A 19,576-nucleotide genomic window follows, 5' to 3' on the forward strand; every position below is an offset into this window, starting at 1 on the left:
CAATGCGGTGGCTGCTTTTTTTCATCACAGCAGCCACCGCACAATTAATATCCCCTGATTACTTGCTCTCCACACAGGTCAGTGTTAGCTAACATCCTTATTCATAAGGGGAATCACACATGACACTGAAGGGGATAGAGTCTTTCACCATAAAGACCTACCATACTGACCGTTTCGGCAAAGCCTGTCCGGCTACATTTGCAGCTTTTTTTGAAGAAGCTGCTGCAAACAATGCCCGCCTGCATGGTTTTCCAAGCGAATTCCTTCTGGAACATGGTATCGCATGGGTGCTCAGCAGACTCACCATGACTGTAGACCGTTATCCGGATGCCGGAGAAACAATCTCCATCCACACATGGCCTTCCGCCCATACGCCCAACTTAGCTCTGCGTTGTTTTGAAGTTTTTGATGAGCAACATCATCTTATTGCTGAAGGAACAACCGCATGGCTTGTCATTGATATTAAAAAGCGTAAACTCGTTCCGGTGCCGGATGCCATTACCGAAAATTATCCGGTAGACAACCCGCCATGCAAAGAGTTTCCCACCCGTGTTGTCCCGTGCTTGCGTGCGGCTGAACACGAAAGCCCACTCATAAGCAGAAAAGCTGATATTGACATTAACGGACATGTTAATAATGTGCGCTACCTCGGCTGGATTCAAGAATCCGTTCCGGAAGACTTTATGCTTGAATATGAGCCTGCGCTCATAGATGTAAGCTACCGTGCCGAATGTACCGCACTGGAAAAACTTATCAGCAAATCCGGTAAGACGGCTGACGGGGATTACCTGCACTCCATCGTTCAGGAGCAGACAGGTAAAGAACTATGTCGCGCCCGCACAGAGTGGCGAAAACGACAACATAAAAATGTGCCGTACTTACAGCACCACATATAACACCGAGACTGCTGACACCATTTTTATGTACGGCGGGGCAATCTTCAGCGCCGATATAAAATGGAAAGAGTTCCGTTGAAAAACTGATGTTCACTGTCAGCCAACAAAAGAGCTCTTCGTACATTGCGGCCGTTTGTGCCTGACACACCGCATTGAACGAAATCGTCAGCAATCTGAATACCGACTGAATATATAGAGGGAATGACTATGGCAGAATTTCCGACTCCTGAGACTTGGCTTTCACATCGTGTTTCCTACGGGGAAACCGACGCGATGTCTGTCATGTATTACGCAGAGTATCTCCATTTATTCGAACGAAGCCGCAGCGAATATATCCGCGAACAGGGCATGAGTTACAAAACTGTTGAAGAACGGGGCATAATGCTTCCGGTTCGTGAAGCACAGTGCCGGTACAAACGCCCTGCGCGATTTGATGACCTGCTGCACATTCGTGTCGGAATCAGTAAATGGGGGCGTGCATCCATGACCTTTGAGTACGAAATTTACAACGAAACAAAGGACACTATTTTAGCTACCGGACTCACAGAGCATGCCTGTACCAACGAAAAAGGACGCCCTGTTAAAGTTCCCGACAGGCTGAAAGAACTCTTTGTAGGAAACAAACTTTAACCAAAAGAACGCTGCGCTATTATGTATCTCGACTTCCATACTCACGCATTCCATCCAAAAATCGCCGCAAAGGCCGTTGAGCATTTGAACTCCCATTACGGAGTCAACTGCCAGTGCCCGGGCGTTATGGATGACCTTATCCGCCGCATTAAAAAAGCCGGTCTGGATAAGATGGTGGTACTTTGTGCAGCAACTTCAGCCTCGCAGGTTATTCCCGCAAATAACTTTGCCCTGTCTCTCAAGGCTGCACACCCTGATGCAATCCCCTTCGGAACAATTCATCCGGATTTTGATGATTGGGAAAACCAGCTCGCGCGTCTCAAAGCACGAGGCATCAAGGGCTTAAAACTCCATCCGGATTTCCAAGGTTTCCGGTTGGATGAAAAACGTCTGTTGCCGATCATTGAAGCAGCACAAAATGACTTTGTAATGCTTCTGCATATTGGCGACAAACTTGAACCCAAAGATAACCCGTCTTGCCCGTACAAGCTTGCTGCGCTTATTGAAAACTTCCCTAAGGCGCGCTTTGTTGCAGCGCATTTTGGAGGCTACCATCAGTGGCAGCATGCATTAGACGTGCTTATCGGAAAAAATGTTTACATCGACACATCAAGTACTCTTGATTTTATTGACGATGTTACATTGAGTGCGATTATGAAAAAGCACCCGCATGAAAAAATTCTCTTCGGATCAGACTATCCTCTGTACAGTCCTGATAAAGAAATCGCCAAACTGAAAAAACGGCTCAAGCTCTCCTTACCAAAGCTTGAAATGTTCCTCAGCAATGGCGCTGAACTGCTGGGACTTGAGTAACAAACGAAGTCCAGTTCGAACAAAAAAAACGCTGTGCAACCTCTCTTTGAGTGCTGCACAGCGTTTTTCATTTTCACGGCCTGTGTTGTTACACTTAGCCTAAAATTTTCTCCGGTGGACGGCGTTCGGGGATAGCCACTTCACCTGGATCTTCTAACTTGTTGTATTCTTCAGTCACATAGAGACCGCAGTAACACACGCCGAATTCTTCTAAATCGGGGTCGCGATATTCACACGGGCAGATAATATCTCTGTCCGCATCAAAATCGCCGTTCGGCAATCTGCAAGGGCATGCCATATAACCATACTCTTCTTTATTAATGAGCAGGCTTTCAAGAAGCGGCATGGTGATATCCATATTCTTGTTGAAATAAAAACCGCGTGGCTCTTGAATCTTCTTGAGCATTTCATAAAGCTTTTCAGCCGTCATTGTATTACTCATAAATCCAACGCCTCTTCGATCTGATCCTTATGGAAGCCCACCACAATGCATGCGCCCTCTTTAACAACAAGAGTCGGGAATGAAAGTTTCGGGTTATAATTCTTAATCAAATCGATTGTTTCTTTTCGTTCATCGCCACGAAGCTTATCAACGAAAACATTGTCAAATTCTACATCATGATCTTCTAAAAAAACTTTCATACGTCTGCAATGAATGCAGGTTGAAAGTGCATACAGGGTACATTCTTTCGACATTTCGCCCCCATTTGGAAAATGTAATACTCGTCACAAACTCATTGGAACATCAGACGCAACGTTGTTCAGTTTATCATTCATCTGAAAGCAAAACAACATACAGCTATGCCAATGCAAATTGCGACTGCTTACTCACGGTTCAACAACACTTGCAATTTCTTTTGCGATAAGGCGGATAGCTTCTTCTTCCGTCTCTGCGTCACGACTTCGGACAACATCGCCCTGTGCATTTTTACTCTCAATGACAAAACGCTGATGCATCGCAACATCATCTGAAAAGTCCTGCTCATTGCCGCTAAGAGAAAATTGCGTCAGCTGATGAGTAATCTCTACATACGTTTTTTCAAAAATAACCGCCACACTGTCACGATTATTTTCTATAGTAAATCGCTGTGATTCCGGTAGCGCAGCATTCATTTCCTCTAATGCTTTGCGGACAGATTCCAGCTTCTTCACACCTATGTCCCGCAGGCGTTCAAGGTTCGCAGCGACCTGTTCCTGCCGTTCCCGCCGCTGGTTCAATTCGTCTTCCATAATTCGCGCAGGTGACTTACGACGATGCACAAAATCTCTAATTATCCATACAACAAGTGCAATAAAGACAATTCCAACAAGAATATTGATGTACATATGTACTCCCGAATCAGCAACTTGGCAGAGTCAAAAATTAACGACGGATTATACTTCTACAACTTACAACAAAATTCAACAGAAAGGTGCGTATCCGTCTGAGAATTTGAAAATTTCGCATGAGAGGTTGACAAGTGTTGCAGCGTTATACAAGGTGGAACCATAGGGGTGCCCCCTATAAACAGTCATTAGGCACCCCCTCTAGACAAGTTATGGAACACCGCAGTTTGCAATGTTAGCAGGCATAATCCCCTAAAACCACATAAGGGAGAAGGTATATGGCCAAGACACTTGATTCTCAGAGAACTTATGCCCTTGTGGGCACAGGAGGAAGTGGAAAAACCTCGCTGGCTGAAATGCTTATGTTTCAGTCCGGGGTTATCAATCGCCTTGGGAAAATTGAAGAAGGCACCACTTCCCTCGACCACGAGCCAGAAGAGGTAAAGCGCAGAGGCTCTATCCAGCCGGGCTTTGCCACCATGGATTGGAACAAAAATCGCCACTTCCTTATGGATGTTCCGGGCGACAATAACTTTGTAGGCGACATTAACCACCTGTTGTTCGGGGTTGATGGCGCCGTTTTTGTTATTGATGCTGTTGACGGCGTACGACCGCTGACAAGCCGCCTTTGGAACTTCGTTCAGGAAGCAGAACTTCCTTCCATTATCTTCATTAACAAGATGGATCGTGACCGTGCTGATTTTGACACAGCATTTGACGGTTTGTCTTCTATTCTTGGAATTCGCCCGGTATTGCTGCAAATGCCAATTGGTCAGGGCGATGATTTTAAAGGCTATGTTGATGTATTAAACAACAAAGCATTCTTCTTTAATGAAGATGGCTCCACCACTGAAGGCGATGTCCCCGAAGACCTCGCAGAGGAAGTCTCTGTACTTCGTGAAACCACCATCGAAAACATTGCAGAAAGCAATGAAGAATTGATGGAAAACTACCTTGAGACCGGAGAACTCTCTCAAGAAGAAATTACTACCGGCCTGCGCGAAGGCGTGCTGTCACGAGACCTTATTCCAGTAATGCTCGGCTCTGCTCTTACTAACCACGGTGGTGCAGAACTTCTTGATGCTGTTCAGGATCTCCTGCCGTCTCCGCTCCAGCATGCTGCATGGATGGATAAAGAAGGTAATGAGCGCGCATCATCTCCTGATGAGCCTCTCGCTCTGCTTACCATCAAGACACTTTCAGACCCATTCTCAGGTCAGCTGTCAATCATGCGTGTTCTTTCAGGTTCCTTTACCGGTGATGCTACCTTACACAACGTCACACATGACGATACGGAACGCATCGGCGCTCCACTGTTTATGAACGGTAAAGAGTCCGCACCTGCAAAAGGAGAAATCGGCCCCGGCTCTATTATCGCTGTACCTAAACTGAAAGTAACAAAAACTGGTGATACACTTGCTGATCCTAAGGCTTCGTTCGAAGTTCTGATGCCGGAACTTCCTCCTAACTTGATTTCATACGCAATCGCTCCAAAAGAAAAAGGAGACGAAGATAAGATTTATGCAGCGGTTCATAAACTTCTTGATGAGGATATAACCCTTACACTTTCCCGTGATCCAGAATCCAGCGACATTCTGCTTTCAGGCATGGGACAGCTGCATATTGAAACAAGCGTTGAACGCGCCATGCGTCGTTACAAATGCGACATGGTTCTTAAAACACCAAAAATTCCGTACCGCGAAACTATTAAAGGTAAAGCACAGGTACAAGGCAGACATAAAAAACAATCCGGTGGACGCGGTCAGTTCGGTGATTGCTGGATTGAAATCGAAGGTATGCCGCAGGGCTTCGGATATGAGTTTGAAAATGCCATCGTAGGTGGTGTTATCCCTCGCCAGTACATTCCGGCTGTCGACAAAGGTATTCAGGAAGCAGCACAACGCGGTTGCTTAGCCGGTTACCCTCTCGTTGATTTTAAAGTTAAGCTCTACGACGGTTCATACCACTCCGTTGACTCCTCAGAGATGGCATTTAAAATTGCCGGTTCTCTCGCTCTCAAGGGCGCTATGGAACAGGTAAAACCAACCTTGCTTGAGCCTGTTGTGCTTATGACGGTTCACATCCCTGATGAGTTCATGGGTGATGTTATCGGTGACCTGTCATCACGTCGTGGTAAAGTTCTCGGTTCCGACTCAAAAGCCGGTATCACCGAAATTAAAGCACACGTGCCAATGGGCGAAGTTCTCCGCTACGCGCCGGATCTTCGTTCCATTACAGGCGGTCAGGGTGTCTTCACTATGGAATTTGACCATTACGAAGAGGCACCACCACCAGTAATCGATAAAGTTGTTTCTGAAAAAGAAGCAAGTTAATCAAACCTAATCACTTGTAACTCCACAACGTAACTAAGGAGAAAAAAGAAAGCCCCTTTGATGACTCAAAGGGGCTTTCTTACGTTCCTTGCCACTTATCATGTTGACCATCAGTTAGAGCCAATATGCTTAAAAAGATATTCGTTGCTTTTAACTCTTCACGATAAGGAAAACAGAATGCACAAAATTGATGGAGCTATGAAGCCCACAGATTTCACGCTTGATGAGCAGATGCGTATTACTGCACATGAAATTGTAAAGCGGAAAAGTCTGTTCCATATATCCGAAGAAGACATGCTCACATTACTTGAAATCAAGCCCGTTATCCTTGCTGACATTGAAGATATCGTAAACAGCTTTTACGCAGAGCTTGTGGAAGTAGAAGGTGTTGCCCAAGTTATTGGTGATGCAGAAAGTCTTTACAGGTTACGCAATCACATGCAGCGATATCTGCGTTCACTTTTTGAGGGCACTTATGATGTTGAATATGTACAATCACGGCTACGCATCGGGTTGGTTCATAAACGTATTGGAGTTCCGCCCAAACTGTATATCACGGCCTACCAGCTGCTCAGTAAAATCTTACGGGAAAAACTCCGTATTCAAAATAAAACAAAATCCTGTGACATCTGCAACAGTCGTTCAACAGCACTTGAAAATCTTATGCTCTTTGACCTTGTTCTTGTTTTTGACACATATATTCAAGGACTTGTTAATGAAGTTAAACGAAGTAAAGACGATTTAGAAAATTACGCGCATGAACTTGAAAACACCGTTGCAAAACGCACAAAAGAACTTGCAGAACAAGCCAGCAAAGATGGATTAACCGGACTGTACAATCAAAAAACCTTCTTTGAATATTTGAACATTGAGCTTTCACGTTCTCAACGCAGAGCCAATAATTTCACTCTTTGTTACTTCGACCTTGATAATTTCAAGAAAGCTAATGATACATTCGGACACAAGTACGGCGACGCAGTTCTTACAAATGTTGCCACTGCAATTAAACACAGCCTCAGAAAAGAAGACATCGGTGCCCGTTATGGCGGAGATGAATTCTGCATTCTGTTTGCCGAAACCTCTGCTGAACAGGCAAAAGAAATCTGCGATCGCCTTATTACAGAATTTGCGAAAATCGATCCTGAGTGCATTGTTACATTCAGTATTGGACTGGCAGAATTTACACCGGAAAGCGGGTTGGATGCGGACGGATTAGTTAAACAGGCTGACAACGCTATGTACTCATCAAAAAAACATCCGGGGAACTATATTACAACGTATGCAGCGCCCCCTGAGGACATCGAAACCGAAGAAGAGGAACCTGAATCTGAAATTGAATATTCAGACGAAAGCGCAACAACGTAACCCGATACCATATTGTGCGGTGAAGCGTCACACTACGGATGCGACTCTAACTGTTCGCTGAATATAGATTTTTTTGAGCGCAATAAAGTACTAACCACTTTCCTTTCCTCCATGCTACAAGCACCGCATCATTACATTGCGCCTCGCTTGCCGTACTTGAGCCTGGTGCTGAATTTAGTTAGGTTACCAGCTCACTTTTTATTTGGACAACGTATGATTCGCACAATTTGGTTTTACTTTTCGTTTTTACTTACGACACTTTACGTCTGTATCTTTATGCCAATTTCAGCAGCTTTAGATAGCTCTGGCAAAATGGTTCGTTACTTTGCACTGTATTGGTGCCGTGCGGCGCGCTTTTGCTCCCAGATTACTCTAATTACTGATACAGACTCTATTCCGACAGATGAACCGGTTATCTTTGTTGCCAATCATCAAAGCCAATTTGATATTCCTCTTTCAACGGTAGCGTTAAAAAAAGCACTGCCTGCTTTTATGGCAAAAAAAAGCTTACAGGAACTGCCGCTGATCGGACGCTGCTTCAGATTATTCGGTAACATTTCTGTAGACCGAAGCAATAGACGTGCAGCGATGGAATCTTTGGAAACTGCTGCAACAACAATCCGGAACGGACGTTCTGTTATTCTTTTCCCTGAGGGAACACGACAAGATCAACTTGAAGAACTCGGTGATTTCAAAACCGGCGCAATCATGCTCGCTTTAAAAGCCGGTGTGCCTATTGTGCCTGTCATTATTGAAGGTACCGGCGATATTCTTCCTAAGGGACGTATCTCCCTCGGCTCTCGTAAAAAAGTGTATATTACGGCTATGGAGCCTATCAGCACTGCCGAATACACTATGAAGCAACGAAACGAATTCAGCGACATGCTCCGTGAACACATGAATAAGAAATACATGGAGATGCGTGCATGCCACAAGACTCAGGCATAACACTCACACCGCTGGGCGGTATGGGTGAAATAGGCATGAACTGCACCATGTGGTCGACAGAGACATCCACTGTCATTGTCGACTGCGGGTTAATGTTCCCGCACGACTACCATCTTGGGGTCGATGTGGTTATTCCGCAGTTCGAGCACATTTTACAACAAAAAGACAAGATAAAAGGCATTGTTCTCACCCACGGGCACGAAGACCATATCGGCGCGCTGCCGTGGCTTATCCGCTGGCTCAGCGTTCCGATTTACGGTTCACGCTTCACCCTTGCTCTTGTCGAAAGTAAACTGCGTGAAGCAGACTTGCTCCACCGCGCAAAATTAATCCCTGTAGCTCCCCGCGAACGGGTTGAGCTTGGTGATATGGCTTTCAACTTCTTCCCAGTCTGCCACTCAATAATCGAGGGCTACGGCTTCGGGGTAGAAACTCCGGCTGGTAAAATTGTCCATACCGGCGACTTTAAACTCGACCGGACACCGCTGGACAACCACCGTACTGACCTTGAAGGGTTCCGAGCCTTTTCTGAAGACGGTGTTGAACTCCTTCTTTCCGACTCAACCAACATTGAGCGTGAAGGCTTCTCTCTCAGCGAACGTGATATTAAGAGTGCCTTTGAAGACCTTTTTGCCAATGCTAAAGGGCGAATCATCGTCACCCTCTTTTCCAGCCATATCCAGCGAATTCAGCAGGTACTCGACATCTCTGCCCGCTACGGAAGAAAGATCGCCGTATCCGGACGCAGTCTTGTTAAAAATATAGAAATTGCAAACGACCTTGGATTTTTACGCATTCGGACTCCGCTTTTCATGGATACCCGTGAAATGCCGGAACTTCCGGACGAAGAAACCGTTCTGCTTCTTACCGGCTCACAAGGTGAACCGCTCTCTGCGCTTTCACGTATTGCGCGCGGAGAACATAAACACCTTGCGATTCAGGAAGGCGACACGGTTGTTATGTCCTCCCGTGTTATTCCGGGAAACACGCTCGCTATTACGCGCATGATTAACGATATGTATAGAATGGGTGCAGAAGTGTACTACGAAAGCTTCCGAAACATTCATGCATCCGGTCATGCGTATCGCGACGAGCTGAGTGAAATGCTCGAAACAGTTGCACCGAAACACTTCATTCCTGTCCACGGTGAATACCGTCATCTGGTAAAACATTGTCGTCTGGCGCAGGAGTGCGGCGTTGCAGAAGAAAACACCTTCATTATTGAAGACGGGCAGCCAATCACGTTACGCGACGGCACATTAACGCCGGAACCGCCTCTTGAGCTTGAAGAGATTCTTGTGGACGGAAAAGGCGTCGGCGATGTGGGACTGACCGTTTTAAAAGAGCGTCAGATTCTCGGTGGCGAAGGAATGGTTGTGGTCTTTATGGTTCTCGACGAACAGATTTGGGAGATCCTGCACGGACCGACAATTGTTTCAAAAGGGTTTATCTTCGAAGCCCATTTCGATCATGTTCTGGAAGATGCAAAATGTATTATTCTTGAACTGCTTGAAAACATCGGCCCTGAGGACATTGAGCTGTTACAGGATCGTATCCGCTCCGGATTACGCCGATTCTTCCGAAAAGTCCTCGAACGCGACCCCGTCGTTGTTCCAGTCATTACCATGGTATAAAAAAAACTCCCTTTCCAAAACTGGATCGGGAGTTTTTTTATGAGTAAATATTGAGCGGGGTCTATTCTTTGCCGAGAACAAACTCCTCATTTCCTAAAGGCTCGCGAGGTGTTCTCAATGCAATAATTAGAAAGATCACCCATGAAATTAAACTGATAACATTTTCACAGCCTCTCACCTCTTCTGGTGATACCACTTTCTGTCCGATAAGGACGCCACCAATTAATGCCAGAACTACAGGCAGAATAAGCATTACAACCGGAAGAAACAACGGATGCCGCCCTGCTAAGACACTCATGTTTTTCAGCCACATATAAACAACATATATGCCGATAACAAACGAGACAATCAGGAGGAAAATTCCGACAATAACAAAAGACTGTGCTTGCTCACGGAGTGCAACACCACCTATTCCCGCAAGCAATAGAAGAAAAGAAAAAGATATGAGCTTATTAGAGCCTTTGCCTATTCTAAAAGCAATGTACATATTCCATAACGGAATCAGCCACTGCCACCAAGGCGGAGAAATACTGCGCCGTTTGGCAATAATCCAACACGGCAAAACTATCAGCGCTGAGTACAACGCAAATCCGACAATGCAGATTAGTACCATTGCCACGATTCCAATTTCATTCATGTGCGGCATATATCCCTCCAGTCCTAAAACAGGCAACTTATAACACTCTAGAGATATCACACCACAACGGTACGCACTGTTATATGAAATAAAAAATACAACTTAGCGTACAACTACTTCATTACAAGTAGCAATTCCAGCCAATCAATTCTGCCTGCCGTTTCACGATTTTCAACATTCTGCGCCGAATCAGCGCACTGAACGGCCTGAAGAACATCCAGTAGCCTTTAAATATCCTGCGCGTCATATTGGACAGGCAGAGCACCCGGGTTTCCGTTGTAACCCTAGTTAATCCGGGACTTATCTCTGACAGGCTGAAATTCCATGCAACCTTCACCTTTGCAGAAAGTGAGTGCGTTAAAAATTCTTTTGCAGTAGAAATAGGAACAATATTTCTGTTCGCCAAAAAACCGACCAGATGCTCGATGGGATAATTTTCTGCAAGTCTGGAAAAGCCCACATCCTCCACAACACCTTGCAATGTCATCCTGCGCGTCGGCAATCCCCGCAGTTTAAAAAGAGTTACAATAAGAGTGGATTTAGAGAGATCTACATTCTTTGTAACTTCGTAGACCTCTTCAATGGGGCTGTTCACCACAATTTCGTGACACTCATTAAATGTGTACTCTGGCAAAAATTTATCAATCAGGGCAGACTCTGACATGACAAGGCTCCAAGCAGGAAGGTGATGCATCCTGTTATAAAAAACTGTAATTACATTTAAAAACAGATTCGATAATAATTGGATAAACTGCGCAATCGTACATAAAAAAGAGATAATTTAACACTTTTTTTGTTGCAATGACGAATATTTGCACAAGCAAATGCAACACAATACATTTCTTTTCTACAACACTGTAATTAGTATAGAAAACACCTATTGGTAAGTCATACCAAACAATCCAGTACGGGAGTGTGTTATGAAAATTGTTCGCGTTCATTATCAATACAAAACATTCTACGCAGCTCTTGAAGATGGACTATTACGCTGCCTCACTCCACAGATAGGTGTTACAGAACGGTTCCCTTTAGAACAGGCCCAGCTTCTTCCTTTGGTTACACCTTCAAAAGTAGTTTGCGTGGGGCTTAACTATAAAGACCACGCAGCTGAACTTGGAATGCCGCTACCGGAAGAGCCTATGTTTTTCCTTAAGCCTCCTTCCTGCATCATTAATACCGGACAGCCAATTTATATTCCTCCACAGTCTACACGCGTAGATTATGAAGCAGAGCTTGCCATTATTATGGGACGAGAGGCCAAATTCCTTTCTCCGCATGCGGTTCAGGAGCATATTTTCGGCTACACCTGTGCAAACGATGTCACTGCCCGGGATCTTCAAAAAAGCGACGGCATGTTCGGGCGCTGCAAAGGATTTGATACATTCCTCCCTATAGGCCCCTGGCTTGAAACACATGTTCCTGACCCTTCAGATCTTTCCGTTAAACTCTATAAAAATGACCAGCTGGTTCAGCAGGGGCATACGTCTGATATGCTGTTCAGCCCGCTTGAGCTTGTGGCGAACATATCCCATGTTATGACGCTTCTCCCCGGAGATGTGATTCTGACAGGCACACCGCATGGCGTAGGCCCTATTCAGGAAGGGGATGAAATTCAGGTAGAGATTAACGGAATCGGCACGTTGATTAATCCTGTCAAAAATATTGATAAGCGGGAAACGACTTCAGGACTTCCAGTTCAATAGATTCTACGCTATACTTAAATATTCGCAGAGAGAATATCATGCAGAAAAAATGCGAATGAGCGGCATCAATGCTTGCCAAACTCACTTATTCGCAGTATGTATCCCTGCCTTTTAATACAAAGCACACTCCGAAGCATCTTCCCTGGGTGCCTTCAGAATTCGTAAGATCCTGAAGGTGGAGGGACTTGGCTCGGGGTGGAAGAAAAACCCATTGAAGGAGATTACAATGGCTTACGTAACTATGAAACAAATGCTGGAAACCGGTGTTCACTTCGGTCACCAGACTCGTCGCTGGAACCCGAAAATGCGTCCATTCATCTTTGGTGCTCGTAACGGCATCCATATCATGGACCTCCAGCAGACTGTAAAACTTTACCGTCGTGCTCACGACAAAGTTGTTGAAACTGTTGCTAACGGTGGCAAAGTTATCTTCATCGGTACCAAACGTCAGGCTCACGAAGCTGTTAAAACTGAAGCTGCTCGTGCTGACCAGTACTACGTAACCAACCGCTGGATGGGTGGTACTCTTACCAACTTCCAGACTATCCGTAAGTCTATCGACCGCCTCAAAAAACTCGAAGTTATGTTCGAAGACGGCAGCGTAAACCGCTACCAGAAGAAAGAAATTCTTCGTCTCCGTCGTGAAATGGACAAACTCGAAGCTACACTTGGTGGTATTAAAAACATGGAACGCCTGCCACAGCTCGCGTTCATCGTTGACCCTAAGCGCGAAGACATCGCTGTTAAAGAATGCCGCAAACTCGGTATTCCTATCGTTGCAGTAACTGACTCTAACTGCGACCCTGACGTGATCGACTACATCATTCCAGGTAACGACGACGCTATCCGCGCTATCAAGCTTTTCGTATCTCACATCGCTGATGCATGTGCTGAAGGCGGCGCAATGGCTAAAGACGGCAAAGACGCTGAAGCTGAGATGGTTAAAGCTGCTGAAGCTGAAGAAGCTGCTGAAGCAACCGCATCCGAATAATTCATTCAGAGGGAGAATAGATCATGGCTATTACTGCTGCTATGGTTAAGAGCCTGCGCGAAAAAACCGGCGCTGGCATGATGGACTGCAAAAAAGCACTCGTAGAAAACGACGCAGATGAAGCTGCAGCACTCGACTGGCTCCGCCAGAAAGGTCTGTCCAAAGCTGCTAAAAAAGCAGGTCGCGCTACCTCTGAAGGTCTCGTAGGCTGCGTAGTTGAAGCTAACCGCGCTGCTCTTGCAGAATTCAAATGTGAAACTGACTTCGTAGCACGTAACGAAAAATTCCAGGAAATCGCAGCAAAATTTGCTAACGATGTTCTTGAGAACGGTGCTGAAGGTTTCACCGCACGCGTTGAAGCTGACGTAAACGAAGCTATCGCTACCCTCGGTGAAAACATGTCTGCCGGCCGTGCACATCGCATCGAGCTTTCCGGCGAAGGCATCATCGGTTCTTACATCCATTCCAACGGCAAAATCGGTGTTCTCGTTGAGATCCTCGGTTCTGACGATGCTGAAATGGCTAAAGGCGTTGCAATGCAGATTGCTGCTACCAACCCAGTAGCTATCGATGAAGACGGCGTTCCTGCTGACCTCGTTGCTCGTGAGCGCGAAGTTCAGCGTCAGAAAACTCTCGAAGAGGGTAAGCCTGAAAACATCGTAGACAAAATCGTTGACGGCCGTATGGCTAAATTCTTCAAGGAAATCACCCTTGTGAACCAGCCTTACATCCGTGATGACAAAATGTCTATCCGCGACCTCCTCAAAGGCGCTACTATCGCTTCCCTCGTTCGTTTCGAACTCGGCGAAGACGACGCTAAAGAAGAAGACGCTGAATAGATACTACGGTTATCTGACAGCTTATAAGGGGGGAGAGTTTTCTCTCCCCTTTTTTTAAGGAAAAAATTATGCCTTCGATCACTGGACTAGTTCTCACATATAACGGCGAACGCCTTCTCGATAAGTGCCTTCAATCTCTATCTTTTTGCGACAAGATACTTATCGTAGATTCTTTTTCAACTGACGAGACACTAGCCATTGCTGAAAAACACAAGGCAACTATCCTTCAAAATCCGTGGGGCGGCTTCAAAAAACAGTTTGAATTCGGCTTACAACATATTGAGAGCGAGTGGGTTATCTCATTAGATCAGGATGAAATCTGCTCAGCAACACTCAAAGAAAAAATTCTCTCTGAATTACAACACGTAGAGCCTTCCACCACCGCCTTCCGACCATGTCGTCGAAACTGGTATTTTGATCGATTCATGAAGCACTCAGGATGGTATCCGGACAGATTAATCCGCATTTTCCGCCCTGAACACTTAACCGTAACACAAAGCGGTTCTCACGAATCATTCAGTGCTTCAGGAACAATAAAAGACATTGATGCAGACATCCTGCATTACCCGTATGAGAGCTTCGCCCATCATCTTGAAAAAATTAACCTGTATGCACAGGAAGGCGCAGAAGATCTCAAACGAAAAAAACGCAAAGGCGGCATAGCTACTGCGCTAGCTCACGCTACAATGCGTTTTATCAAAATTTACTTTCTCAAGCTTGGTATGCTTGATGGCAAAGCCGGATTCATCAATGCAATGCACGGCTTTTTTTATGTGTTTTTAAAATACGTTCGTATTGACGAAGGAAACTGGGGCACACCGTTTGATGCGGAATAACGCTGAAAACATGCTGAGACTGTATTCTTTCCCCTCAACAAGAAAGGACTTTTAATATGAACACGCTTCCTAAACTCATTGATATTGAAACACATAGAACAGAACAAAGCGGATCATTATCCGTAATTCAATCCAATACGCATCTTAACTTTCCAATTCGCAGAATTTATTACATTCACACAATTGAATACGATAAAGCCCGCGGTTTTCATGGCCACAAAAAACTTCAGCAGTGCATTGTCGCTACTTCAGGCCGTGTCACATTAACCTTGGAAGGCTACGGGAAAACGCACACCTTCGAGCTAGACTCTCCTAAAAAAGCTGTTCTGGTTCCGGCAGGATACTGGCGTGAAATGAGCAACTTTTCTGAAGATGCCGTGCTTATGGTTTTGGCGTCTGATGACTATGACCCGGAAGACTACATTCACGATAAAGACGAATTTTACGCATTCGATGCAAAACGTACTGCTGTTGAAAAAGTACCTTACCTTGCTATGCCTCGTCGTTATGAGGAATTCCGTCTCCAACTACAGCAAACAACAGAGCAGGTTCTCAGCGAAACAAGCTACATTATGGGGCCGCGCCTTGAGAAGTTTGAAAAGTCGTTTGCAGAATTTACAGGCGTTAAACATTGCATCGGTACCGGTAACGGGCTTGACGCATTAGAAATTATCTTACGAGCCTCTGGAATTGGTGCTGGAGATGAAGTCATCGTCAGTGCCGGTGGATTCATTGCCACCATTCTCGGCATCATGCGAGTAGGAGCAACTCCTGTTCTCGTTGAGTGCGAAGAATGGGGTAATATTGCACCCGAGTACATTGAAGCTGCGATTACAGAAAAAACTAAAGCCATTATGCCAACTCACCTTTATGGAATTCCGGCAGAAATGGACGAAGTGCGTACCATTGCAGAAAAACATAATCTCCTTCTTTTCGAAGATTCCTGTCAGGCTCATGGTGCATTGTACAAAAATAAAAAATGCGGTGCGCTTGGTGATGCCGCAGCATTCAGCTTTTATCCGACTAAAAACCTCGGTGCATTCGGTGACGGCGGCTGCTTGACCACCAACGACGATACCATTGCAGAAACAGCACGTCAGCTTCGCAGTTACGGTGCCGCTGTTAAGTATCATCATGACATTGTCGGCTTTAACTCCAGACTGGATGAAATGCAGGCTGCCCTGCTGCAATGCCTTCTTCCTTCACTTCCTGAGTGGAATGAGAAACGTCGTGCACTGGCATCAATATACCTTGAAAAATTATCAGTAATTGAAGAACTTGCACTACCTGTGGTACATGACCATTCAGTATCTGTATGGCATGTTTTCCCAGTAATGGTTCCTGCTGAAAAACGTGAAGCATTTTGTGCTCACCTCACAAAACATAATATTGGCTACAACATCCACTATCCAATTGCCATGCATTTGCAGCCATGTTGCAGCCACTTACAGTATAAAGCAGGAGATTTTCCTGTAGCTGAAAAACTGGCAGACTGCGAAGTCAGCCTACCGCTTGATCCGTATCATACGGAAGACGAGATTAATTTTGTTATCAAGGCTATTCTGGATTTTTTCGTACCTGACTCTGAAAACTGCTAGAATGCCCGAAACCATATGGGGAACAAATGGAAAATTTAAAATTTAAGCGCGTACTGATTAAACTCAGCGGCGAAGCTCTTGCCGGCGACGGCAAGTTTGGTATTGACCCGGACACAGTAGCAGGTGTTTGCGCAGAAATCGCAGAACTTGCTGATATGGGTTTAGAAATTGCTCTTGTTATCGGCGGCGGTAACATTTTCCGTGGTCTTTCCTCTTCAGCAAAGGGTATGGACCGCTCATCCGCTGACTACATGGGCATGATGGCAACAGTAATGAACGCTGTTGCTGTTCAGGATCACCTTGAAAAACACGGTCACCCGACACGCGTACTTTCTGCTATTACCATGCAGGAAGTTTGTGAACCGTACATCCGACGCCGTGCAGAACGACATCTTGAAAAAGGTCGCATCGTCATTTGTGCTGCCGGCACAGGTAACCCGTTTTTCACCACCGATACCGCAGCTGCACTCCGCGGTATGGAATTAAAATGTCAGGCTATCATTAAAGCTACCAAAGTAGATGGCGTTTATGATAAAGATCCTGTAACAAATGATGATGCAGTTATGTTTAAGTCCCTCAGCTTTATCGAGGTACTTCAGAAAAACTTGCGAGTAATGGACTCTACTGCCATTTCGCTGTGCATGGAAAACAATGTGCCAATTTTGGTTTGTAACCTGTTCAAGGGTGACGTTCGTAAAGTTATCCTTGGTGAAGATGTTGGTACAATCGTACACGGAGGCTAATCATGGATGAAATTCTTCTTGATGCCGAAGAAAGAATGGAAAAAGCGCTTGTAGCACTGGATCGTGAATTCGGTCGCCTGCGCACCGGTCGCGCTCACGCCAGCCTTGTTGACCACATTGTGGTCGACTACTACGGAGCGCCAACCCCTATTGGACAGCTCGCATCTGTTGCTGTTCCTGAAAGCCGCACAATTACTATTCAGCCTTGGGATAAAGGTGCTTTTCCTCTCGTAGAAAAAGCTATCATTAACTCTGACCTCGGCCTGACTCCTATGAACGATGGTAAACTGATCCGCATCTCTATTCCGATGCTGACAGAAGAACGTCGTCGTGAACTTGTTAAACTTGCTAAAAAGAACGTAGAAGATGCTAAAATTGCTATCCGTAACGTTCGTCGCGATGCTAACGAGCAGATGAAAAAGCTTGAAAAAGCAAAAGACATTTCCGAAGACGACTGCCGCCGTGGTCAGGATGATGTTCAGAAACTTACTGACTCATTCGTTGCTAAAGCAGACACTAAAGGTAATGACAAAGAAGCAGAGATCATGGAAATCTAATTTCCGGGTTGCTTCGGCTGAATTTCAGTCATAAAAAAAGGTCGGATATTTATCCGGCCTTTTTTCGTATGTTGGCAATCTGCTCAAGACACCCTTTCTTGACGGAAGCCAAGCTTTCCCCTTATAACTCAACGTTTCTTTTATTACTTAACCGCATGCTGAGGTATGTTTTGTCAAATTCACAATTACTGGACTGGGTAATACCTGAAGCTCTGCCTACGCACGTCTCCTTCATCATGGATGGAAACGGTCGATGGGCTAAGCACAGGGGGAATGAACGTACGGTGGGTCACCGTGCGGGTTCTGAAACAGTACAGCGCATTGTGCGGGAATGTCGTAAATTAGGGATACAGCACGTAACCCTGTATACATTTTCTCGTGAAAACTGGGCACGTCCTAAAAAGGAAGTCAGTTTTCTTTTCGAGCTGCTTGTCAGCTTCCTTAAAAAAGAGCTTCCTGCTCTGATTGAACAAGACATCAAACTCAACATTTTCGGTGATATGGGTGATCTGCCTCTCGCGGCTCGCACTGCATTGCAACATGCAATCAAAAAAACCGAAAAGAATACCACCATGACGCTTAATCTTGCCTTAAACTATTCAGGGAGAGAAGAGATTATCCGTGCTGCAAAGCAGCTGGTAGAAGATTCAGCATCAGCGGACGATGTAACAGAAGAAGCCCTTGCCGCAAGACTCTATTCTTCCGGCATTCCTGATCCTGACTTGATGATCCGCACGAGTGGAGAGGTTCGCCTTTCTAATTTCATGCTGTTCCAGCATGCTTACAGCGAAATGTATTTCACCGAAACCTTATGGCCGGACTTCTCTATTGATGAATTCCACGATGTGCTCAAATCATACGCAGCACGCGAGCGCCGTTTCGGTAAGACCGGAGACCAGCTTAACAATGACTAATTCCCACAGACAGCGTTGGATGACAGCCCTTATTGCTTTTCCCGTACTTATTGCCGTTCTTGTTATCGGAGACTGGGCACTGCTCGCTGGTCTTCTCGCTGCCAGTGTTGTAGGACAATACGAGTTCTACTCCATGTTTTGGCCGCGCAATGAAAAAATGACACTCAAGCTGTTAGGCTGCCTTATGGGGGTATCCATCCTCATCGCATCCTACCTGAACATGCCTTCAGTTGTTATCGGCTTCATCGCCCTTACTTTCTGGATCAGCAACTTCGCCTTCCTCGGAAAATACGGCATCAGCAAACGTGATGATGCTGACTTCACACAAAGCCAGATTATTACCGGCGGCGTCCTCTACATCCCACTTCTTTTGCAGGCTGCTTTCAGCTTCCAACGCGTAGAGCTTGTTCTGGTACTCTTTGCTGCATTTGCTTCAGATATTGGCGGTTTCTATGCCGGACGTTTCTTTGGTAAACACAAAGTTTGGCCACGGGTCAGCCCTAAAAAAACCGTTGAAGGATCTATCGGCGGCATGCTCGCATGCAGCCTTATTACTCTTACCATCGGCTTAAGCTTTGGTACGGCTCCATGGTATGCATTAATTTTTCTTGGTATTATGCTCAACTGTGCTTCACAGCTTGGCGACTTTTTTGAATCTGCGCTTAAACGTACTGTTGGCGTAAAAGATTCCGGCGCTATTCTTCCCGGCCACGGCGGTGTTCTTGACCGTGTAGACTCTATTCTTCTTGTTCTGCCAACATACTGGTTTGCACAGAGCATCTACCCGTTCTTTTAACCCACAGGCAGGAATTG

At 45.6% G+C, this 19,576-nt stretch carries 21 protein-coding genes; 16 read left to right on the forward strand and 5 right to left on the reverse strand.

Annotated elements, in window-relative coordinates; translation table 11 throughout:
* The first annotated feature begins 119 nt into the window (after window positions 1-119).
* From QZY95_RS14915 to QZY95_RS14925, 3 genes are all read left to right on the forward strand, one after another.
* Window positions 120-896, forward strand: a complete 777-nt coding sequence (locus QZY95_RS14915; RefSeq protein WP_290924964.1) for an acyl-ACP thioesterase domain-containing protein — start codon at window positions 120-122, stop codon at window positions 894-896.
* A gap of 207 nt (window positions 897-1,103) precedes the next feature.
* Window positions 1,104-1,526: a thioesterase family protein gene (locus tag QZY95_RS14920; RefSeq protein WP_290924966.1), complete on the forward strand. Its 423-nt coding sequence runs from the start codon at window positions 1,104-1,106 to the stop codon at window positions 1,524-1,526.
* Window positions 1,527-1,547: 21 nt separating this feature from the next.
* Window positions 1,548-2,339 carry an amidohydrolase family protein gene (locus QZY95_RS14925; protein WP_290924968.1) on the forward strand — a complete coding sequence of 264 codons (792 nt, stop codon included), beginning with the start codon at window positions 1,548-1,550 and terminating at the stop codon, window positions 2,337-2,339.
* Window positions 2,340-2,433: 94 nt separating this feature from the next.
* Here the strand turns inward: QZY95_RS14925 and QZY95_RS14930 are convergent, their stop codons facing one another.
* The 3 genes from QZY95_RS14930 to QZY95_RS14940 all read right to left on the reverse strand — a co-directional run bounded on the left by QZY95_RS14930 (window position 2,434) and on the right by QZY95_RS14940 (window position 3,665).
* Window positions 2,434-2,781, reverse strand: coding sequence for a ferredoxin-thioredoxin reductase catalytic domain-containing protein (locus QZY95_RS14930; RefSeq protein WP_290924970.1), 348 nt, complete (start codon window positions 2,779-2,781; stop codon window positions 2,434-2,436).
* On the reverse strand, window positions 2,778-3,035 hold the full coding sequence (locus tag QZY95_RS14935) for a glutaredoxin family protein (RefSeq protein WP_290924972.1): 258 nt from the start codon (window positions 3,033-3,035) through the stop codon (window positions 2,778-2,780). The genes QZY95_RS14930 and QZY95_RS14935 overlap by 4 nt, the downstream gene beginning before the upstream one ends.
* Window positions 3,036-3,167: 132 nt before the next feature.
* On the reverse strand, window positions 3,168-3,665 hold the full coding sequence (locus QZY95_RS14940; protein ID WP_290924975.1) for a FeoB-associated Cys-rich membrane protein: 498 nt from the start codon (window positions 3,663-3,665) through the stop codon (window positions 3,168-3,170).
* Between the two features lie 278 nt (window positions 3,666-3,943).
* Between QZY95_RS14940 and QZY95_RS14945 the strand changes: the two genes are divergently transcribed.
* The 4 genes from QZY95_RS14945 to QZY95_RS14960 all read left to right on the forward strand — a co-directional run bounded on the left by QZY95_RS14945 (window position 3,944) and on the right by QZY95_RS14960 (window position 9,945).
* Window positions 3,944-5,998: an elongation factor G gene (locus QZY95_RS14945; RefSeq protein WP_290924977.1), complete on the forward strand. Its 2,055-nt coding sequence runs from the start codon at window positions 3,944-3,946 to the stop codon at window positions 5,996-5,998.
* A gap of 177 nt (window positions 5,999-6,175) precedes the next feature.
* On the forward strand, window positions 6,176-7,363 hold the full coding sequence (locus QZY95_RS14950; protein WP_290924979.1) for a GGDEF domain-containing protein: 1,188 nt from the start codon (window positions 6,176-6,178) through the stop codon (window positions 7,361-7,363).
* A 213-nt stretch (window positions 7,364-7,576) separates the two neighbouring features.
* Window positions 7,577-8,311 (forward strand): lysophospholipid acyltransferase family protein, encoded by a 735-nt coding sequence (locus QZY95_RS14955; RefSeq protein WP_290924980.1) that lies wholly within the window; start codon window positions 7,577-7,579, stop codon window positions 8,309-8,311.
* Window positions 8,290-9,945: a ribonuclease J gene (locus QZY95_RS14960; RefSeq protein WP_290924982.1), complete on the forward strand. Its 1,656-nt coding sequence runs from the start codon at window positions 8,290-8,292 to the stop codon at window positions 9,943-9,945. The genes QZY95_RS14955 and QZY95_RS14960 overlap by 22 nt, the downstream gene beginning before the upstream one ends.
* 61 nt (window positions 9,946-10,006) lie before the next feature.
* On the opposite strand, the gene QZY95_RS14965 is transcribed toward QZY95_RS14960, so the two are convergent.
* Together QZY95_RS14965 and QZY95_RS14970 are read right to left on the reverse strand one after the other, a co-directional pair.
* A complete protein-coding gene (locus QZY95_RS14965; protein ID WP_290924984.1) occupies window positions 10,007-10,591 on the reverse strand; it encodes a hypothetical protein in 585 nt (194 codons plus the stop codon).
* A gap of 112 nt (window positions 10,592-10,703) precedes the next feature.
* Window positions 10,704-11,246, reverse strand: a complete 543-nt coding sequence (locus QZY95_RS14970; protein WP_290924986.1) for a hypothetical protein — start codon at window positions 11,244-11,246, stop codon at window positions 10,704-10,706.
* 256 nt (window positions 11,247-11,502) lie between these two features.
* Between QZY95_RS14970 and QZY95_RS14975 the strand changes: the two genes are divergently transcribed.
* From QZY95_RS14975 to QZY95_RS15015, 9 genes are all read left to right on the forward strand, one after another.
* The gene (locus QZY95_RS14975) at window positions 11,503-12,285 is read left to right on the forward strand and encodes a fumarylacetoacetate hydrolase family protein (RefSeq protein WP_290924988.1); all 783 of its coding nucleotides are present in this window, start codon (window positions 11,503-11,505) and stop codon (window positions 12,283-12,285) included.
* A gap of 226 nt (window positions 12,286-12,511) precedes the next feature.
* A complete protein-coding gene (gene rpsB / locus QZY95_RS14980; RefSeq protein WP_290924990.1) occupies window positions 12,512-13,276 on the forward strand; it encodes a 30S ribosomal protein S2 in 765 nt (254 codons plus the stop codon).
* A 23-nt stretch (window positions 13,277-13,299) separates the two neighbouring features.
* Window positions 13,300-14,115, forward strand: coding sequence for a translation elongation factor Ts (gene tsf, locus QZY95_RS14985; protein ID WP_290924991.1), 816 nt, complete (start codon window positions 13,300-13,302; stop codon window positions 14,113-14,115).
* Window positions 14,116-14,180: 65 nt separating this feature from the next.
* Window positions 14,181-14,951, forward strand: a complete 771-nt coding sequence (locus QZY95_RS14990; protein ID WP_290925021.1) for a glycosyltransferase family 2 protein — start codon at window positions 14,181-14,183, stop codon at window positions 14,949-14,951.
* A 56-nt stretch (window positions 14,952-15,007) separates the two neighbouring features.
* Window positions 15,008-16,549: an aminotransferase class V-fold PLP-dependent enzyme gene (locus tag QZY95_RS14995; RefSeq protein ID WP_290924993.1), complete on the forward strand. Its 1,542-nt coding sequence runs from the start codon at window positions 15,008-15,010 to the stop codon at window positions 16,547-16,549.
* Window positions 16,550-16,575: 26 nt separating this feature from the next.
* Window positions 16,576-17,292, forward strand: a complete 717-nt coding sequence (gene pyrH / locus QZY95_RS15000) for a UMP kinase (RefSeq protein ID WP_290924995.1) — start codon at window positions 16,576-16,578, stop codon at window positions 17,290-17,292.
* A 2-nt stretch (window positions 17,293-17,294) separates the two neighbouring features.
* Window positions 17,295-17,849 carry a ribosome recycling factor gene (gene frr / locus QZY95_RS15005; protein ID WP_290924998.1) on the forward strand — a complete coding sequence of 185 codons (555 nt, stop codon included), beginning with the start codon at window positions 17,295-17,297 and terminating at the stop codon, window positions 17,847-17,849.
* 155 nt (window positions 17,850-18,004) lie between these two features.
* On the forward strand, window positions 18,005-18,763 hold the full coding sequence (locus QZY95_RS15010) for an isoprenyl transferase (protein ID WP_290925023.1): 759 nt from the start codon (window positions 18,005-18,007) through the stop codon (window positions 18,761-18,763).
* Window positions 18,756-19,559 (forward strand): phosphatidate cytidylyltransferase, encoded by an 804-nt coding sequence (locus QZY95_RS15015; protein WP_290925000.1) that lies wholly within the window; start codon window positions 18,756-18,758, stop codon window positions 19,557-19,559. The genes QZY95_RS15010 and QZY95_RS15015 overlap by 8 nt, the downstream gene beginning before the upstream one ends.
* Window positions 19,560-19,576: the final 17 nt, after the last annotated feature.

The organism is Halodesulfovibrio sp. (assembly GCF_015482765.1).
Lineage (GTDB): Bacteria > Desulfobacterota > Desulfovibrionia > Desulfovibrionales > Desulfovibrionaceae > Halodesulfovibrio.

Bases quoted from the DNA above. Each gene is read 5' to 3' on its own strand.
- QZY95_RS14945 (WP_290924977.1), top strand. From the start codon at position 3,944: ATGGCCAAGACACTTGATTCTCAGAGAACTTATGCCCTTGTGGGCACA.
- QZY95_RS14995 (WP_290924993.1), top strand. From the start codon at position 15,008: ATGAACACGCTTCCTAAACTCATTGATATTGAAACACATAGAACAGAA.
- QZY95_RS14930 (WP_290924970.1), bottom strand. From the start codon at position 2,781: ATGAGTAATACAATGACGGCTGAAAAGCTTTATGAAATGCTCAAGAAG.
- QZY95_RS14955 (WP_290924980.1), top strand. From the start codon at position 7,577: ATGATTCGCACAATTTGGTTTTACTTTTCGTTTTTACTTACGACACTT.
- QZY95_RS14960 (WP_290924982.1), top strand. From the start codon at position 8,290: ATGCCACAAGACTCAGGCATAACACTCACACCGCTGGGCGGTATGGGT.
- QZY95_RS14940 (WP_290924975.1), bottom strand. From the start codon at position 3,665: ATGTACATCAATATTCTTGTTGGAATTGTCTTTATTGCACTTGTTGTA.
- QZY95_RS14935 (WP_290924972.1), bottom strand. From the start codon at position 3,035: ATGTCGAAAGAATGTACCCTGTATGCACTTTCAACCTGCATTCATTGC.
- pyrH (WP_290924995.1), top strand. From the start codon at position 16,576: ATGGAAAATTTAAAATTTAAGCGCGTACTGATTAAACTCAGCGGCGAA.
- QZY95_RS14950 (WP_290924979.1), top strand. From the start codon at position 6,176: ATGCACAAAATTGATGGAGCTATGAAGCCCACAGATTTCACGCTTGAT.
- tsf (WP_290924991.1), top strand. From the start codon at position 13,300: ATGGCTATTACTGCTGCTATGGTTAAGAGCCTGCGCGAAAAAACCGGC.
- QZY95_RS14920 (WP_290924966.1), top strand. From the start codon at position 1,104: ATGGCAGAATTTCCGACTCCTGAGACTTGGCTTTCACATCGTGTTTCC.
- QZY95_RS14975 (WP_290924988.1), top strand. From the start codon at position 11,503: ATGAAAATTGTTCGCGTTCATTATCAATACAAAACATTCTACGCAGCT.
- frr (WP_290924998.1), top strand. From the start codon at position 17,295: ATGGATGAAATTCTTCTTGATGCCGAAGAAAGAATGGAAAAAGCGCTT.
- QZY95_RS14970 (WP_290924986.1), bottom strand. From the start codon at position 11,246: ATGTCAGAGTCTGCCCTGATTGATAAATTTTTGCCAGAGTACACATTT.
- QZY95_RS15015 (WP_290925000.1), top strand. From the start codon at position 18,756: ATGACTAATTCCCACAGACAGCGTTGGATGACAGCCCTTATTGCTTTT.
- QZY95_RS14965 (WP_290924984.1), bottom strand. From the start codon at position 10,591: ATGCCGCACATGAATGAAATTGGAATCGTGGCAATGGTACTAATCTGC.
- QZY95_RS15010 (WP_290925023.1), top strand. From the start codon at position 18,005: ATGCTGAGGTATGTTTTGTCAAATTCACAATTACTGGACTGGGTAATA.
- rpsB (WP_290924990.1), top strand. From the start codon at position 12,512: ATGGCTTACGTAACTATGAAACAAATGCTGGAAACCGGTGTTCACTTC.
- QZY95_RS14915 (WP_290924964.1), top strand. From the start codon at position 120: ATGACACTGAAGGGGATAGAGTCTTTCACCATAAAGACCTACCATACT.
- QZY95_RS14925 (WP_290924968.1), top strand. From the start codon at position 1,548: ATGTATCTCGACTTCCATACTCACGCATTCCATCCAAAAATCGCCGCA.